Raw genomic sequence first — 16,611 nt, 5'->3', positions numbered from 1 at the left:
CGCAATTTGTTCAAAAATGCAATTCGGTGATGTGTTTGTGCAATTCACTAGCTGTTAATGCCAATGACCTCTTATTGCAAAAAAATAAACCGAATGTTTGTTCGTTTTATGTTAGAATGGTAAACTATTGTGGTAGACTATTGATGAATAGCGTATGAACGGAGGTTGTCCACATGGAAAGGGAGAATCGATTCGAATTAGTATCTGATTATAAGCCACAAGGCGATCAGCCAAAAGCCATCCAGGAACTCGTGGATGGAATCGAGCGTGGAGAAAAGCACCAAACCTTGCTCGGTGCAACAGGTACGGGTAAAACATTTACAATGTCCAATGTAATTCAGCAGGTGAATAAACCAACGTTAATCATTGCTCATAATAAGACATTGGCAGGTCAATTATACAGTGAGTTTAAGGAATTTTTCCCTAACAATGCGGTAGAGTACTTTGTAAGTTTCTATGATTACTACCAGCCGGAAGCTTATGTACCCCAGACCGATACATTTATTGAGAAAGATTCTAATATCAATGATGAAATTGACAAGCTGCGTCATTCGGCAACGACTTCTTTGTTTGAGAGAAACGATGTCATTATTGTAGCAAGTGTTTCGTGTATATACGGTTTAGGTTCTCCGGAAGAATACAGCAGTCAGGTTCTGTCTATTCGTCAAGGTATGGAACGGGATCGGGATGAACTGCTCAGATTTCTTGTCGATATTCAATATGCCCGCAATGATATTGACTTCCAGCGTGGAACGTTTCGGGTCAGAGGAGACTCTGTTGAGATTATTCCAGCCTCAAAAGAAGAGCATGCCATCCGGGTTGAATTCTTTGGTGATGAAATCGATCGTATTCGTGAAATTGATGTGCTGACAGGGGAAATTGTCGGGGAACGTGAACATGTTGCCATTTTCCCAGCCTCTCACTTCGTAACCCGTGAGCAAAAGTTAAAAAAGGCGATCGAAAATATAGAAAAAGAAATGCATGCAAGAGTGAAAGAGCTCAAAGACCAAAATAAACTGTTGGAAGCGCAGCGGCTTGAACAACGGACCAATTACGATTTAGAGATGATGAATGAAATGGGATTCTGTTCTGGAATCGAGAACTACTCCCGCCATCTAACGTTCAGGGAAGAAGGAGCCATGCCTTATACACTGCTTGATTATTTTCCAGATGACTTTCTCATCATGGCGGACGAGTCTCATGTAATGCTTCCGCAAATTCGCGGTATGTACAATGGGGACCGGGCACGTAAGCAGGTGCTTGTGGATCATGGCTTTCGACTACCTTCAGCTCTGGATAATCGTCCGTTGACGTTTGGTGAATTTGAGAAGCATATTAATTTGATTACGTATGTATCCGCTACGCCAGGAGATTATGAGCTGAATCATACTGAAAAGTTAACCGAGCAGATCATTCGACCGACAGGGCTGCTTGATCCTGAAATTGAAGTGCGTCCGATTCATGGTCAGATTGATGATTTAGTTGGCGAAATTAACATGCGCAGTGAACGTAATGAACGGGTGCTTGTTACAACGTTAACGAAAAAAATGTCTGAAGATCTTACTGACTACTTGAAGGATTTAGGGATAAAGGTTGCCTATCTCCATTCGGAAATTAAAACATTTGAGCGAATTGAAATTATAAGAGACCTGAGGCTTGGTAAATATGATGTTCTTGTAGGCATTAACTTGCTGCGGGAAGGTCTTGATATTCCTGAGGTATCACTGGTTACGATATTGGATGCGGATAAAGAAGGATTCTTACGCTCAGATCGTTCTCTAATCCAAACGATTGGCCGTGCAGCCCGTAACGAAAATGGCCGGGTTGTCATGTATGCCGATAAAATTACTAAATCCATGCAATATGCGATTGATGAAACGTATCGTCGGCGTGAAAAGCAAATTGCTTACAATAAACAACATGGTATTACTCCAAAAACGATCAATAAACAAATCCGTGATGTGATTCAAGTCAGTAAAGTTGCTGAAGACACCACGACCTATGGGACAGAGAAAAAACCTTCAGAAATGACAAAGAAAGAACGTGCCGAGTTGGTTGATAATTTAGAGACAGAAATGAAACAGGCAGCTAAGGACCTTGACTTTGAGAGAGCGGCTGAGCTTCGTGATATCATTTTGGAACTAAAAGCGGAAGGATGATGGCTTATGGCCAGTAAAAATATCAGTATCAAGGGAGCAAGAGCTCACAATTTAAAAAACATTGACATTGATGTTCCAAAGAATAAGCTTGTGGTCATGACGGGTCTTTCCGGCTCGGGGAAGTCATCCCTTGCCTTTGACACAATCTATGCGGAAGGGCAGCGTCGGTATGTAGAGTCATTGAGTGCTTATGCCCGTCAGTTTCTTGGGCAGATGGACAAGCCTGATGTAGATTCTATTGAAGGATTGTCTCCAGCCATTTCGATTGATCAAAAAACTACAAGCCGAAACCCCCGTTCTACAGTTGGAACGGTAACAGAAATCTTTGATTATCTCCGTTTGCTGTTTGCGAGGATAGGACGGCCCACTTGTCCAAATCACGGGATAGAAATTGACTCACAAACTGTGCAGCAAATGGTTGATCAGATTATGGAACATCCTGAACGAACGAAACTGCAAGTTCTGGCTCCTGTAATATCAGGTCGTAAGGGACAACATGTTAAAGTCTTTGATCAGCTGCAGAAAGAGGGCTATGTCCGCTTGCGGGTTGATGGAGAAATGCGGGAAATCACCGAAGAGTTTAATCTTGAGAAAAATAAAAAGCACTCTATAGAAGTCGTTGTGGATCGGGTAGTCGTTAAAGAAGGCGTTGAGGGGCGGCTTTCTGATTCACTCGAAACGGCTCTTAACCTTGGCGGCGGCCACGTGTTGATCGATGTGATCGACGGGGAGGAAATGACATTCAGCGAGCATCACGCCTGCCCGATATGCGGCTTCTCGGTAAGTGAACTGGAACCACGTATGTTTTCATTCAACAGTCCATTTGGTGCATGTAATCGCTGTGATGGACTTGGAACGAAGCTAGAAGTGGACATTGACTTAGTAATTCCTGACTGGAACAGGACATTGAAGGAACACGCAATAGCAGCGTGGGAGCCGACAAGTTCTCAATACTATCCTCAGCTGTTGAAAAGTGTCGCGCAACATTACCAAATTGACTTAGATAAACCTGTTAAGGATTTGCCTAAGGAACAAATGGATCGCGTGTTGTATGGCAGTGGCAAAGAAAAAATCTTTTTCCGCTATGAAAATGACTTTGGAAAAGTACGGGAAAATGAGATTTACTTTGAAGGAGTTGTTCCGAATATTTCCAGAAGGTACCGTGAAACGGGTTCGGATTTTATTCGCGAGCAAATGGAAAAGTACATGACCCAGAAGCCATGCCCAAAATGTAAGGGGAATCGTCTGAATGAAGAAGCACTGGCTGTCCTGATTAATGGTGAGCACATTGGGCGTACAACAGATTTTTCTGTAGTGGAAGCAAAGCAATTCTTTGAATCACTGGAATTAACGGAGAAAGAAAAAACTATTGCTCGAATGATTCTTAAGGAAATTTGTGAGCGTTTAAGTTTTCTTGCCAACGTGGGACTTGATTATTTAACGCTTTCCAGATCTGCCGGCACTTTGTCTGGCGGGGAAGCGCAGCGAATCCGGCTGGCCACACAAATCGGTTCAGCGTTAACCGGAGTCCTATATGTACTGGACGAACCTTCGATCGGTTTACATCAACGTGACAATGATCGACTGATTACTACCTTAAAGCGAATGAGAGATTTAGATAATACGCTGATCGTTGTGGAGCATGACGAAGACACGATGCTTGCTGCTGATTATTTAATTGATATCGGACCAGGAGCAGGCACCCACGGAGGAGAAATTGTAGCCGAGGGAACACCGCAGCAAGTAATGCGTAATGGAGAGTCGCTGACAGGACAGTATTTATCAGGGGAGAAATTCATCCCGTTACCAACAAAACGGCGCAAATCCGACGGGCGTTATCTTAAAATCAAGCAGGCTGAAGAGAACAACTTGAAAAAGGTAAATGCAAAAATACCGCTCGGCTTATTGACCGCTGTTACGGGCGTCTCGGGTTCTGGTAAAAGCACATTAATCAATGAAATTCTGTACAAGTCACTGTCGAAAAGGCTCCATAGCAGCAAACAAAAGCCTGGGAAGCATAAAGAAATTGAAGGAATCGATATGCTGGAGAAAGTGATTGATATCGACCAGTCACCGATTGGGCGTACCCCCCGCTCTAACCCGGCTACGTACACAGGTGTGTTCGATAATATCCGTGATGTATTTGCTCAGACGAATGAAGCAAAAATCCGCGGCTATAAAAAGGGACGTTTTAGCTTTAACGTAAAAGGCGGTCGTTGTGAAGCTTGTCGCGGGGACGGAATTATAAAAATTGAAATGCACTTTTTACCTGATGTTTACGTACCATGTGAAGTGTGTGACGGGAAACGCTATAATCGTGAAACGCTGGAAGTAAAATATAAAGGGAAAAGTATTGCTGATGTGTTGGGAATGACGATCGAAGAATCTCTTGATTTCTTTGCAAACATTCCTAAGATCAGCCGGAAACTGCAGACTGTAGCTGATGTTGGGTTAGACTACGTTAAACTCGGACAACCAGCAACCACTCTATCTGGAGGAGAGGCACAACGTGTGAAACTTGCCAGTGAGCTACATCGCCGTTCCAATGGAAAGTCCTTTTATATTCTGGATGAACCAACCACAGGTTTGCATGTAGATGACATTTCACGATTGCTAAAGGTGCTTCAACGACTGGTCGATAACGGAGACTCTGTATTAATTATCGAGCACAATTTGGATGTAATTAAGGAAGCTGATCACATTATCGATCTCGGTCCTGAAGGTGGAGAAAAAGGTGGGCAGATTATTGCGACGGGAACGCCGGAAAAAGTCGCCGAACATGCGGATTCTTACACTGGTAAGTACTTAAAGCCTATTCTTCAACGGGACAGAAATCGAATGGAAGACAAACTGAAGTCAAAAGAAAAAGTATTAAAATAAGTAGATGTTTTGACGGTTCGATCGTAATTAAGTATCGTTAAACAAGAGACGTTTTAACGGGAGGAATTTTGGGATGAAAGCGATCGAACAAACGGTTGTTCAGGAAAAGATCAATGAATTAGCGAATCAAGATGTATATGTACATTTAGAAACAACGAATGGGGCCTATGCCAGCCATTTTGATGAGAAAGCATACAATGTGGGGGCGTTTATTAGAAATGCGCACGTTTCGTACCAGCACGGTAAGATTGTCAGCACAGGAGGTTCTTATCGGGTTGGGCTAAAACTGGACCTTGGCTGGGTTTATGCTGAGGGAGTGACCGACTTTGAAATCGATGATAAAGGGCGACTGTTGATGGCGGGCCATGACCGGGAAGGGCGCCTAATGGTTGCTCTGGAAATTAGTGAAACTCCTTTTTCTCATGAGGCGGATGTTCATGAGTAATCAGCATGTTGTCGTTATTTTTCCTCATCCAGATGATGAATCATTCGGTGCCTCTGGTACCATTTCTAAATTTAGGGCTGAAGGGATTCCCGTCACCTATCTATGTGGAACGCTTGGTGAAATGGGCAGAAATATGGGAAGTCCGGTATTCGCGAACCGGGAAACATTATCTTCTTATCGAAAGCAGGAATTAACTGAAGCTGCAAGGCGGTTGGATATTGATGTTGAACTGCTGGGATATCGGGACAAGACATTAGAATTTGAACCGCGGGAAGAGGTAGCTGACTACTTGTTGAAAAGGTTGAAAGCCTTGCAGCCCAGCCTCGTCATTACACACTATCCAGGTTATGCTGTTCACCCTGATCATGATGCCCTGGCAGCGGCAGCAGTTTCTGCTGTCGGTCAAATGGATGAGTCGTTACGGCCTGAAGTATGGATGCATGCCATTTCCAACCATCATGAGGAAGATCTCGGAGAACCAGATTATATTTTGGATATTGAACCTTATTGGGAGCAGAAGCTGGCGGCGATTCAGGCGCATTTATCCCAGGCTGATGGCATGATGAGCTTAATTGATAACCATGATAAGAAGTCAGAACAGACAGCACGATTGAAGTTAGAACGTTTTTATAAATGGAAGTTCACTTAATGTTCTTAAGCACCTTAGATGACAGTATTGTCTTTAAGGTGCTTTTTTAGTTTTCAACTCTTCTAAATGGGGAAGGCTTAAAGAAAAGGAGCGATTAGATCATGAATGAAGAACGCATGAGAATTCTTACGATGATTGAAAAAGGTACCATTTCTGCAGAAGAAGGAGCTAAGCTGCTGACTGCTATTGAAGAAAAGGATTCAAATACGAAATCCTCAAAAAAGAAATATGGCTTCAAGGATTTTATCGGTGAAGCTGTTGATAAAATAAAAAATACAGACTTTGATTTATCGTTTGGAGAGTCTGTTGAATTCAAACATGAATTTGAAACGGATGCGACATCTTTTCACGATATTGATGCATCGATTGCCAACGGATCGCTTGACATTCTACCGTGGCAAGAAGACCGTGTTCGTGCTGAATATCAAGTGAAAGTGTATCAAGTTGAAAGTGAAGAGGAAGCCAGGTCCAGATTTCAGACAGACAATCAGTTTGAAGTTGGCCAGGAGATTCTGCGGATATCGTGCCCATCTAAAAAAGTGAAAGCTTCCATAAAACTTTATGTACCGGAAAGTGAATATGAGTTTATTAAAGTTAAAATATCAAATGGATCTGTGACGTCTACATCGATTAATGCGACTCATTTTCATTTAAAAACTGCAAATGGATCTATCCAGTTAAAAGGAGCTCAAGGGGAAGCGAGTAAACTTTCAACAGGTAATGGTTCTATTACCGTGACGGACAGTAAGTTTGAAACGTGTGAAACGGAAACCATCCATGGCAGTATGACGCTTTATGGCCAGTTCGGAAAAAATGACGCTGCTACGATTTCAGGGGCGATTCATGTAACGAACAGCGGCGGGCATGCGCATACCGGTTTTTTCAAAACTGTAAGAGGAAGCATCACATTGACACTGCCGCCTCATAAACGTATAGACGGCAAAATGAAATCTTCTGTTGGAAGTTTGAATTGTGAGCTCGACAATTACAAAATTTTGAATAATAAAAAGGAAGTCATGAATAAAGAGCTTCAATTCGAAGCACATGAAGAGTATGAAGATGCGTATCATTTAGAAGCAGAAACAAAAACGGGATCTGTGACGATTAAGAATCCTCGTTTGTAAATCCTGCTGCTAGAAGTGAGGGATAGAGGATGAAAAGCTGGATATTACACATTTTGGTGAATGCGGCCGCCATCATTATCGTCGGCGCCTTGTTTGCTTCGGTATCGATCGATGGATTTGGAGGGGCCTTGCTGGCTGCCTTTATACTATCGACATTGAACGCTATTGTTCGCCCTATTCTGGTGGTGTTAACCTTACCGATTACAGTCGTAACCCTTGGGTTATTTTTATTTATTGTTAATGCGATCACGTTAGCCATGACAGATGCTTTCTTAGGAAGTACATTCGAAATCACTAGTTTCGGAATGACGATTGTGGCCGCCATTTTGATTTCACTGATTAACCTTGTGTTGAACAGCTTTATTAAAGAATAATAGCAAAAACATAGACCGGTCTGCTTTCTATGGCGGACCGGTCTCTTTTTTCTCTAAGCTTGAAAAACGTGCTACAATAGGAGAAGTGACTGCATGATTTATTCCACAGGAGGTAAAGGTTATGAACAAGGTTAGAACGGAGCATTTACTTGAGCAGTTTAACTTGGAGATTGTGGCAGGAGAAGACGGTATTCACCGTGAAATACATATGAGTGATATTTCCCGTCCGGGGATCGAAATGACGGGATACTTTAAATATTACCCGAAAAGAAGGTTACAACTGTTAGGAAAAACGGAGCTTTCTTATTTCAATGACCTCACACATGAGCAACGTCGCGACAGAGCTGAGCAATTGTGTACGGATGTTACGCCGGGAATTGTTATTACGAGAGGCATGGATATTCCTGAAGAGTTGTCAGTGGCTGCTAAGGAAGGGGCTGTTCCACTGATGCGTTCCCCTTATAAAACGACAAGAGTAATCAGTCGGCTGACTAATTTTTTGGAAACAAAATTTGCCCCTTTCACAGCGATTCACGGGGTGTTGGTCGATATCTATGGGATCGGAGTACTGATTACTGGACAAAGCGGAGTCGGTAAAAGTGAAACGGCCTTGGAACTCGTGAAGCGCGGGCATCGCCTCGTCGCTGATGATAGTGTAGAGATTAGACAAGAGGATTATGACCGTTTAATTGGAAACAGTCCCCCGCTGATTGAACACTTGCTTGAGATCCGAGGGCTGGGTATTATTAATGTTATGACCTTGTTCGGAGCGGGTGCGGTTAGGAGTTTCAAGCGTATTACCCTTGTGATCAATCTTGAAATATGGGATAAAAACAAACAGTATGATCGCCTCGGCCTTGAAGAAGAGACGATGAAAATTATGGATGTTGAGATTCCTAAAGCGACCATTCCGGTTCGTCCAGGACGTAACTTAGCTGTCATTATTGAAGTGGCCGCGATGAACTTCCGTTTGAAACGAATGGGTGTGAACGCTGCGGAAGAATTTTCAGAGCGTTTAACAAAAGTAATTGATGATGATCAATCGAATAATGAGTAAGGGAGAGTGACCTTGTGGCTTGTACACCCGAAGCATTGGATCGTGTATTTTTACAGCTAGGCCCCCTGTCAGTCTATTGGTATGGTGTCATTATTGCAGCTGGCGCATTTCTTGGCTTATGGCTGGCAACTAAAGAATCAGAACGATTAGGGGTAAACAAAGATTATATGGTAGATATCGTGGTCTATGCGATACCTGCTGCGATCGTATGTGCACGTATTTATTATGTTGTGTTTGAATGGGACCGTTACGTAGGCGGCCCGTGGTGGGACGTGTTTGCGATATGGGAAGGCGGAATTGCGATTCACGGAGCGTTAATAGGCGCTGTTTTGACCGCTTATTTATATACTAAGCTTAAGGGTGTGTCTTTCTGGATGATGACGGACATTGCCGCCCCCAGCATTATATTAGGACAGGCTATAGGCCGTTGGGGCAACTTTATGAACCAGGAGGCTCATGGTGGTCCTGTTACGGAAAGCTTTTATAACAACTATATGCAATACTTACCTGAGTTTATTAATCAGCAGATGTGTATCGGTGGAACAATGTATCATCCTACTTTTTTATATGAGTCATTGTGGAACATTGGAGGATTTATAGTCTTGTTAATCTTAAGATACAAATTTAATCCTCGTCGTGGTGAAGTGTTCTTAAGTTATGTAATCTGGTATTCTTTCGGACGCTTCTTTATCGAAGGCATGCGTATGGATAGCTTGTACTTGTTTGGGGAAATTCGCACAGCCCAGCTTATTTCTGTTGTCCTTATCGCTTTAGCCATTGTGATTATGGTTTATCGTCGAAAGACCGGTTTAGCGGATAAATATTATAATGGAAAGAAAGTAAAATAGAGGAGAGACATAGGCATGTACGGCATCTTAAAGCGTGGACTAACTAAAGGTCTTCAACTGACATGGACATTAGGAAAAGTTATTTTCCCCGTCACTCTGATTGTGACGATTCTTCAGTTCACTCCAGTCCTTCCGTGGGCAATGAATAAGCTTGAACCAATTATGGGGTGGATTGGTCTCTCCGGGGAGGCGGCAGTTCCACTTGTGCTCGGAAATTTCCTGAACTTATATGCTGGAATTGCTGCGATTATTTCCTTTGATTTTACTGTGAAAGAAGTATTTATACTAGCCGTCATGCTGTCTTTTTCACATAACCTTTTGATAGAATCTACAGTTGCGAAAAAGGTGGGAGTCAGTTGGTGGTTTGTAGTAGGTGTCAGGCTAAGTCTTGCCTTTGTATCTGCTTTTCTGATTAATTTGTTTTGGAAAGGTGGACAGGAGCAGGCGGTTTATGGGTTCGCTCCTGAGCAGCAGGCTGTTCCTGAAGGGTGGACAGAGATTATAATGCATGGTGTGCAAACAGCATTGATCGGAATTGTCCAGTTGGCTTTTATTGTTATACCGTTAATGATCGTAATGCAATATTTACGGGAGAGCGGCTGGCTGACTAGATTTTCTGGCTGGGTGGCTCCGGCGATCCGTTTTCTTGGAATGGAGCGTAATACATCGATGACACTCGTGGCTGGTCTTACGATTGGTCTCGCATATGGGGCGGGGCTGATGATTCAAGCTGTAGAAGAAGATGGCGTTTCTAAAAAAGACATGTATTTGGCAGTATTATTTTTAGTGTCCTGCCATGCCGTTGTCGAGGATACACTCGTCTTTATTCCGCTTGGGATCCCGGTCTGGCCATTATTACTTATTCGGTTGTTGACAGCGATTGTGCTTACTGCTGCTGTCGGATTTGTCTGGAATAAGTTACAACGAGAAAGAAAGGAAACGACTAATGAGCATACGTACAATACTTTTTGATTTAGATGGAACACTAATTGATACAAATGAACTGATTATTGCGTCGTTTATTCATACTATTGAACGATATGGCAAACGTCCATTCAGCCGGGAGGAAATCATCGAATTTATCGGGCCGCCTTTAAAAGATAGTATGCAGCAGATTGATGCTGAACGCGTTGATGAATTGATCGATGCATATCGTGCCCATAATTTGAGCCATCATGACGATTATGTAACGGCGTATGATGGCGTGGTGGAGACAATTCAGAATTTAAAAGAACAAGGATTTCGTCTTGGAATCGTAACGACTAAGATGCGCCAGACCGTTGAGATGGGCCTCGCACTAACAGGTCTTGATCACATGTTTGATGTGGTCATAACGCTTGATGATGTGACACATGCCAAGCCGCATCCAGAGCCAATTGAAAAGGCTTTAAAAGCACTCGGATCGCAAGCATCAGAGGCACTTATGGTGGGGGATAACACTCATGATATTGAAGCAGGTCAGCATGCAGGGACAGCAACAGCCGGTGTAGCCTGGACGGTAAAAGGCAGAGAGATACTTGATGCGTTAGAACCTGATTATATGCTCACCAATATGAGGGACTTACTGAAGATAACGGGAGGATAAGTCATGCGTAAAACACAGCGTTACCCGGTAAATGAGGGCAATTCTTTGTGGCACATTTATAAGACGGTGCCTTTCTTTAAGGTGGTTAAAAATTTTATCGTCATTCAACTGGCCAGATATATGCCGTTCTTACAAGTGAAGAATTGGATGTACCGTACCTTTTTGCGTATGAAAGTTGGAGATGAAACGGCGTTCGCCCTCATGGTCATGCTGGACATCATGTTCCCGGAAAAAATATCAGTTGGCCGGAATACCGTAATTGGCTATAATACGACAATATTGGCCCATGAGTATTTAATAAAGGAGTATCGCTTAGGTAATATATCTATTGGAGACGAAGTAATGATTGGAGCGAATTCCACCATTCTTCCTGGTGTTCAGATTGGTAATGGAGCGATTGTATCAGCAGGCACTCTTGTTCATAAAGATGTGCCTGCTGGTTCATTTGTAGGAGGAAATCCAATGAAGGTTATTTATACAAAGCAAGAAATGGATGAGCGTAACCACCCCATGGAGACTGAGGTGGAAAAACATTGATGATTAACCAGCGTGTTTTACCTGCAATTAAGCACATGAAAGATTTTGAATACCTGCTGAAGTCTGACACAGAGTACATTATCCTGCTCGACACACGTCTCGGGCTGCTAAAGAAACTGGTCAAAGCAGGGCAGAAGGCGGGCAAAAGGATCTTGATTCATGTTGATCTCATTCAAGGATTAAAAGCGGATGAATATGGGATGGAGTTTCTTGGCAGGGAAGTACGCCCGGATGGCGTGATTTCCACACGTACTTCTGTTATTCAACGAGCGAAAAAATATGGACTAATAACCGTTCAAAGGCTGTTTCTGATCGACAGTCAAGCCATTGATCATAATGTTAAAATCATTAAGAAAGCTCAGCCGGATTTTGTAGAAGTTTTGCCTGGAATACTGCCTGGAATGATACAAGAAATAAAAGATCGGCTGGGCGTGCCGATCATCGCCGGTGGATTAATTCGTACTGGAGATGAAGTGGAAGAGGCCATCCGTTCGGGTGTATCAGCAGTCACCACTTCCCGCAAAGATCTGTGGGAGCTTTGAGGGTTGGGTTGTAAGAAAAGGAGAGAATCATGATGGAAAAGTACATTTTGTCGATTGACCAAGGAACCACCAGTTCACGTGCTATGCTATTTAACCACGACGGGGAAGTGGTTGAAACCGCACAAAAGGAATTTGAACAATATTTTCCGAAGCCGGGCTGGGTCGAGCATGATGCTAATGAAATATGGACCTCTGTGCTAGCCTGTATGGCCGATGTTCTGACAAAAGCCGATGTCGAGGCCGAACAAATTGCCGGTATCGGTATTACGAATCAGCGGGAAACGACGGTCATTTGGGATCGACACACAGGTAAACCAATTCATAAGGCGATCGTATGGCAATCGAGGCAGACACAGGACATATGTAATGAATTGCGTGAACAAGGACATAATGATACATTCCGCAATAAGACCGGATTGCTGTTAGATCCTTATTTCTCAGGTACAAAAGTGAAATGGGTACTGGACCATGTTGATGGCGCAAGGGAAAAAGCTGAAAATGGTGACCTCATGTTCGGTACCATAGATACGTGGCTTGTTTATAAGTTATCTGGAAAAGGGGAACACGTTACTGATTATTCGAATGCATCTAGAACGTTATTGTACAACATTTATGAGCTAAAATGGGATGAGGAGCTGCTTGATATTTTAGGTGTGCCGAAGAGCATGCTTCCAGATGTCAAGCCATCTTCGGAAGTGTATGCTCATACGGTTGATTATCATTTCTTCGGAAATAACATTCCTATAGCCGGAATAGCAGGCGATCAGCAGGCTGCCCTATTTGGTCAGGCATGTTTTGAAAAAGGAATGGCCAAAAACACATATGGTACTGGCGGATTTATGCTGATGAATACGGGAGATGAAGCTGTTCGCTCGAATAATGGGCTGTTGACAACACTGGCATGGGGACTGGATGGAAAAGTAGAATATGCTCTCGAGGGGAGCATATTCGTCTCAGGATCTGCTATTCAATGGCTTCGTGATGGTTTACAGTTGATTGAATCCTCCAAACAAAGCGAAAGTATTGCTGGAGAAGTAAACTCCACGGACGGTGTATATGTTGTTCCAGCTTTTGTTGGATTAGGTACGCCCTACTGGGATAGTGAGGCGCGCGGAGCTGTTTTTGGGTTAACGCGCGGAACGAAAAAGTCCCACTTTGTGCGGGCTACACTTGAATCTCTTGCTTATCAAACCAAAGATGTTGTCGATGCCATGGTCGAAGATTCTAACATTGATTTGAAGAAACTTCGAGTTGATGGCGGTGCTGTTAAAAATGATTTGCTTATGCAGTTTCAAAGCGATCTTTTACACGTACCTGTGGAACGCCCGAAAATCAATGAGACAACGGCTCTCGGGGCTGCTTATTTAGCGGGTCTTGCAGTAGATTTCTGGGAAGATCGAGAGGAAATTTCAAAACAATGGTCTATGGAAAAGGATTTCGAACCGCAAATGAATGAAGAGGAAAGCCGGGATCTTTACAAAGGATGGAAGAAAGCTGTAGGGGCAGCGCGGGTATTTAAATAATATCGTTCTGCTTTTACAAACGCAGAAAATCTGTTATGATAGTAAGTAAGTTAATAGATGAGGTCGGAGATACGGAGAGACCACGGCAATTTATAACAATAGTTATAAAGATGTTCGTGGTCTCTTTTTTTGTGAAATACAGTAAAGTTATTCATCACGTACGCTATTTCCACACATATTTTAACCTTTATCAGGGAATAAACGTAACAGACGGCCTCATTAGAAATGAAATGGGTAGAAGGAGAGATCGATTGTATGGAGAAATTCACCAATTATCATCGTAAGAATCAATTTGAACAACTCAATCGTGAGCAATGGGATCTGCTTGTAATCGGCGGGGGGATAACCGGAGCAGGAATTGCATTGGATGCAGCCAGCCGCGGAATGAAAACGGCAGTTGTGGAGATGCAGGACTTCGCAGCTGGTACGTCCAGCCGCTCGACTAAACTAGTACACGGAGGGCTTCGTTACTTAAAACAATTTGAGGTGAAGATGGTAGCTGAAGTAGGGAAAGAACGTGAGATTGTTTATGAAAATGGCCCCCACGTGACCACACCAGAGTGGATGATGCTGCCATTTCACGAAGGAGGCAACTTTGGCCCGTTTACTACGAATATCGGATTGAGAGTATATGATTATTTAGCAGGTGTTAAGAAAAGTGAACGGAGAACGATGCTGAGCCCCGAGGAAACGATCGAACGGGAACCGCTTGTGAAACGCGATGGGTTAAAAGGAGCTGGCTTCTATGTGGAATACAAAACAGATGATGCCCGGTTAACGCTTGAGGTCATGAAGAAAGCGGTAGAGTATGGAGCGCTGTCGACCAATTACGCCAAAGTAATCGATTTCTTATACAGCGATGCGGGTTCAGTTGAAGGAGTAATTGTGGAAGATACAATCAGCGGAGAGACTTATCAAGTTCAGGCTAAAAAAGTCGTCAACGCTGGCGGTCCGTGGGTGGATGAATTACGAGGGCTGGATGGATCTAAAAAGGGAAAAACGCTGCAGCTCACGAAAGGGGCTCACCTTGTTTTTGACCAGAGCGCATTTCCATTGAAACAGGCGGTTTATTTTGACACACCTGATGGTCGAATGATCTTCGCAATACCGCGGGATGGTAAAACATATGTAGGGACAACGGATACAGAGTATGATGGGGAGATTTCCCATCCTAAACTGACGACGGCAGATCGAGATTATATCTTGGAAGCCATTCACTATATGTTCCCAACCGTTGAAGTCACAGAAGATGATGTAGAATCCAGCTGGGTTGGGGTAAGACCGCTGATTCATGAGGAAGGCAAAGACCCATCAGAAATTTCCCGTAAAGATGAGATCTTTGTTTCCGATTCCGGTTTGATTTCAATGGCAGGCGGCAAATTGACAGGTTATCGGAAGATGGCTCAATCCGCCGTTGATTTAGTTCGTGACAAATTAATGGAAGAATACGGAATCCGCTACTCCGATTCTGAAACCATTCATAAGCCACTGTCAGGCGGGGAAGTTAACGGTTCGAAAGGGTTTAAGCAATTTAAGGAAGAGCGAATTAAGATTGGTGAATCTATGGGATTGTCGAAGGAAGCTGCTAATAAGCTCGTGAGCTTATACGGAGCTAATGTCGATACTGTATTTAATTTATTTAAGGAAAGAAAAACGGATGCTGAACGTGCACAAATCGACCCGGTTGCTTTCGCTCAGCTTGTAGTCGCGTTAGAGTATGAAATGATCTACAAACCTGTTGATTTCTTTATCAGAAGGACAGGGGCACTCTTCTTTGATATAAAGTGGGTGAAACAGCATCAACATGCAGTTATAGACTTCATGGCAAACGAGTTAGAGTGGACAGCTAAACAAAAGCAAGCGTACACGGATGAATTAAACCAATTGTTAGAAGAAGCTGTTCAGCCGGTGGAAATAGGATAGTCGTAATGGGAAGGCGGTCTCTCTTAGTATTGAGTGATCGTCTTTTCTAATGTATAATTTTACTAATTAATGTTGGTTTTTATGGAGGGGCTTTTTATGACGGATGTGCAAAGCTTGATTCGAAGGGATGCTAGAAGACAGCTGTTAACAGGCTGCATTTTCCTCACCGGAATGGTCGTTTTTATTACCTCGATTTTTTATACAAACGGCAGCAGTGCTGCCTTGGGTGTATTCTATGCTATTTTCTTTTCAGCAATAGGCGGAGCACTCCTTAAAAGCGGCTGGAAAGATTCATTAAAAGCAAAGCAGTCACTTCAATTTGTTGAGGATTTATCCCTTCAGACATTTAACAGGTTTCCTAAGCGGATGTACATTGGTCATAAGGCTTCCTCTATTTTTCATGCTACGTTATACGATATGGACGGAGCTGTTTACAGTGAGATCAAACAAGATCCGTTTGGTAATCGGCTCATGGGCACTTTAGCATCTATCTATGCGGGCGGGTGGCTGACCCCCGCCTCCTATCAGATGATTGGGGAACAGGGTGAATCTTCTTATAAAATTGATAAAAAAGGCGGTACACATTGGAGAGGGTATGTTCAGCACCCTAATGGAAACTATGTGGCTTATACTGAATTAAAGCGCAATAAGAAATCAAGTAAAAGCACGTTTTATTACATTGAAAAGGCGAATGTCCACTGGAAGGCTGAAGGTGATACGCACATCGGTCACTATACGATCTCGGACGAAGATGGAAAGGTGTGGGCTGTCGCAAAGAGGGGAGCCGTCCCGATAGAAGCGGCAGATCGCTTTGACAAAATGGCTGGTTATTTGATTGAGTGGGAAATTCGCGATAGGATCCCTCATTCATTAGTAGCTTTCTTGTTTTTGTTACAAACTAGTATGAATGGTTAGAAGCACTGGAATTGATTTTCGGTGCTTTTTTCTTTTATGAATTTGTTTGG

General features: G+C 43.1%; 15 protein-coding genes. All 15 read left to right on the top strand.

The annotated features are described in order from the left end of the window. Positions 1-173: 173 nt before the first annotated feature. The 15 genes from uvrB (at position 174) to B5354_RS06530 (ending at position 16,561) form a co-directional block, all read left to right on the top strand. Positions 174-2,159: an excinuclease ABC subunit UvrB gene (gene uvrB, locus B5354_RS06600; RefSeq protein ID WP_079527148.1), complete on the top strand. Its 1,986-nt coding sequence runs from the start codon at positions 174-176 to the stop codon at positions 2,157-2,159. 6 nt (positions 2,160-2,165) lie between these two features. Then, a complete protein-coding gene (uvrA, locus tag B5354_RS06595; RefSeq protein WP_079527146.1) occupies positions 2,166-5,039 on the top strand; it encodes an excinuclease ABC subunit UvrA in 2,874 nt (957 codons plus the stop codon). A 73-nt stretch (positions 5,040-5,112) separates the two neighbouring features. After that, positions 5,113-5,484 carry a YojF family protein gene (locus tag B5354_RS06590; protein ID WP_079527144.1) on the top strand — a complete coding sequence of 124 codons (372 nt, stop codon included), beginning with the start codon at positions 5,113-5,115 and terminating at the stop codon, positions 5,482-5,484. Next, entirely contained in the window at positions 5,477-6,133 is a 657-nt protein-coding gene (gene bshB2 / locus B5354_RS06585; RefSeq protein ID WP_079527142.1) for a bacillithiol biosynthesis deacetylase BshB2, read from the top strand. The genes B5354_RS06590 and bshB2 overlap by 8 nt, the downstream gene beginning before the upstream one ends. A gap of 101 nt (positions 6,134-6,234) precedes the next feature. Beyond that, entirely contained in the window at positions 6,235-7,257 is a 1,023-nt protein-coding gene (locus B5354_RS06580) for a DUF4097 family beta strand repeat-containing protein (RefSeq protein WP_079527140.1), read from the top strand. A 29-nt stretch (positions 7,258-7,286) separates the two neighbouring features. Continuing rightward, positions 7,287-7,631: a phage holin family protein gene (locus B5354_RS06575; protein WP_079527138.1), complete on the top strand. Its 345-nt coding sequence runs from the start codon at positions 7,287-7,289 to the stop codon at positions 7,629-7,631. A 121-nt stretch (positions 7,632-7,752) separates the two neighbouring features. Beyond that, positions 7,753-8,688, top strand: coding sequence for an HPr(Ser) kinase/phosphatase (gene hprK / locus B5354_RS06570; RefSeq protein WP_079527136.1), 936 nt, complete (start codon positions 7,753-7,755; stop codon positions 8,686-8,688). A 14-nt stretch (positions 8,689-8,702) separates the two neighbouring features. After that, complete coding sequence (lgt, locus tag B5354_RS06565; protein ID WP_079527134.1) at positions 8,703-9,536, top strand: prolipoprotein diacylglyceryl transferase; 834 nt, start codon at positions 8,703-8,705, stop codon at positions 9,534-9,536. Positions 9,537-9,551: 15 nt separating this feature from the next. Continuing rightward, a complete protein-coding gene (locus tag B5354_RS06560; protein ID WP_079527132.1) occupies positions 9,552-10,508 on the top strand; it encodes a nucleoside recognition domain-containing protein in 957 nt (318 codons plus the stop codon). Then, on the top strand, positions 10,483-11,121 hold the full coding sequence (gene ppaX, locus B5354_RS06555; protein ID WP_079527130.1) for a pyrophosphatase PpaX: 639 nt from the start codon (positions 10,483-10,485) through the stop codon (positions 11,119-11,121). Before B5354_RS06560 ends, ppaX begins: the two co-directional genes overlap by 26 nt. A gap of 3 nt (positions 11,122-11,124) precedes the next feature. Next, positions 11,125-11,658, top strand: a complete 534-nt coding sequence (locus B5354_RS06550) for an acyltransferase (protein WP_079527128.1) — start codon at positions 11,125-11,127, stop codon at positions 11,656-11,658. Next, positions 11,658-12,200: a glycerol-3-phosphate responsive antiterminator gene (locus B5354_RS06545; RefSeq protein WP_079527126.1), complete on the top strand. Its 543-nt coding sequence runs from the start codon at positions 11,658-11,660 to the stop codon at positions 12,198-12,200. The genes B5354_RS06550 and B5354_RS06545 overlap by 1 nt, the downstream gene beginning before the upstream one ends. Positions 12,201-12,229: 29 nt before the next feature. Continuing rightward, positions 12,230-13,723, top strand: a complete 1,494-nt coding sequence (gene glpK / locus B5354_RS06540; protein ID WP_079527124.1) for a glycerol kinase GlpK — start codon at positions 12,230-12,232, stop codon at positions 13,721-13,723. A gap of 255 nt (positions 13,724-13,978) precedes the next feature. After that, positions 13,979-15,646 carry a glycerol-3-phosphate dehydrogenase/oxidase gene (locus B5354_RS06535; protein ID WP_079527122.1) on the top strand — a complete coding sequence of 556 codons (1,668 nt, stop codon included), beginning with the start codon at positions 13,979-13,981 and terminating at the stop codon, positions 15,644-15,646. A 96-nt stretch (positions 15,647-15,742) separates the two neighbouring features. Further along, positions 15,743-16,561, top strand: a complete 819-nt coding sequence (locus B5354_RS06530; protein ID WP_079527120.1) for a hypothetical protein — start codon at positions 15,743-15,745, stop codon at positions 16,559-16,561. Positions 16,562-16,611: the final 50 nt, after the last annotated feature.

The organism is Halobacillus hunanensis, from assembly GCF_900166655.1.
In the GTDB taxonomy this organism is placed as follows: domain Bacteria; phylum Bacillota; class Bacilli; order Bacillales; family Halobacillaceae; genus Halobacillus_A; species Halobacillus_A hunanensis.
This window is presented reverse-complemented; position numbering and strand designations above follow the sequence as displayed.

What these genes read in the sequence shown, in the direction of transcription:
- B5354_RS06550 (WP_079527128.1), top strand. Translation starts at nt 11,125, where the DNA reads ATGCGTAAAACACAGCGTTACCCGGTAAATGAGGGCAATTCTTTGTGG.
- glpK (WP_079527124.1), top strand. Translation starts at nt 12,230, where the DNA reads ATGATGGAAAAGTACATTTTGTCGATTGACCAAGGAACCACCAGTTCA.
- B5354_RS06535 (WP_079527122.1), top strand. Translation starts at nt 13,979, where the DNA reads ATGGAGAAATTCACCAATTATCATCGTAAGAATCAATTTGAACAACTC.
- B5354_RS06575 (WP_079527138.1), top strand. Translation starts at nt 7,287, where the DNA reads ATGAAAAGCTGGATATTACACATTTTGGTGAATGCGGCCGCCATCATT.
- B5354_RS06560 (WP_079527132.1), top strand. Translation starts at nt 9,552, where the DNA reads ATGTACGGCATCTTAAAGCGTGGACTAACTAAAGGTCTTCAACTGACA.
- uvrB (WP_079527148.1), top strand. Translation starts at nt 174, where the DNA reads ATGGAAAGGGAGAATCGATTCGAATTAGTATCTGATTATAAGCCACAA.
- B5354_RS06590 (WP_079527144.1), top strand. Translation starts at nt 5,113, where the DNA reads ATGAAAGCGATCGAACAAACGGTTGTTCAGGAAAAGATCAATGAATTA.
- B5354_RS06580 (WP_079527140.1), top strand. Translation starts at nt 6,235, where the DNA reads ATGAATGAAGAACGCATGAGAATTCTTACGATGATTGAAAAAGGTACC.
- B5354_RS06530 (WP_079527120.1), top strand. Translation starts at nt 15,743, where the DNA reads ATGACGGATGTGCAAAGCTTGATTCGAAGGGATGCTAGAAGACAGCTG.
- uvrA (WP_079527146.1), top strand. Translation starts at nt 2,166, where the DNA reads ATGGCCAGTAAAAATATCAGTATCAAGGGAGCAAGAGCTCACAATTTA.
- bshB2 (WP_079527142.1), top strand. Translation starts at nt 5,477, where the DNA reads ATGAGTAATCAGCATGTTGTCGTTATTTTTCCTCATCCAGATGATGAA.
- ppaX (WP_079527130.1), top strand. Translation starts at nt 10,483, where the DNA reads ATGAGCATACGTACAATACTTTTTGATTTAGATGGAACACTAATTGAT.
- hprK (WP_079527136.1), top strand. Translation starts at nt 7,753, where the DNA reads ATGAACAAGGTTAGAACGGAGCATTTACTTGAGCAGTTTAACTTGGAG.
- B5354_RS06545 (WP_079527126.1), top strand. Translation starts at nt 11,658, where the DNA reads ATGATTAACCAGCGTGTTTTACCTGCAATTAAGCACATGAAAGATTTT.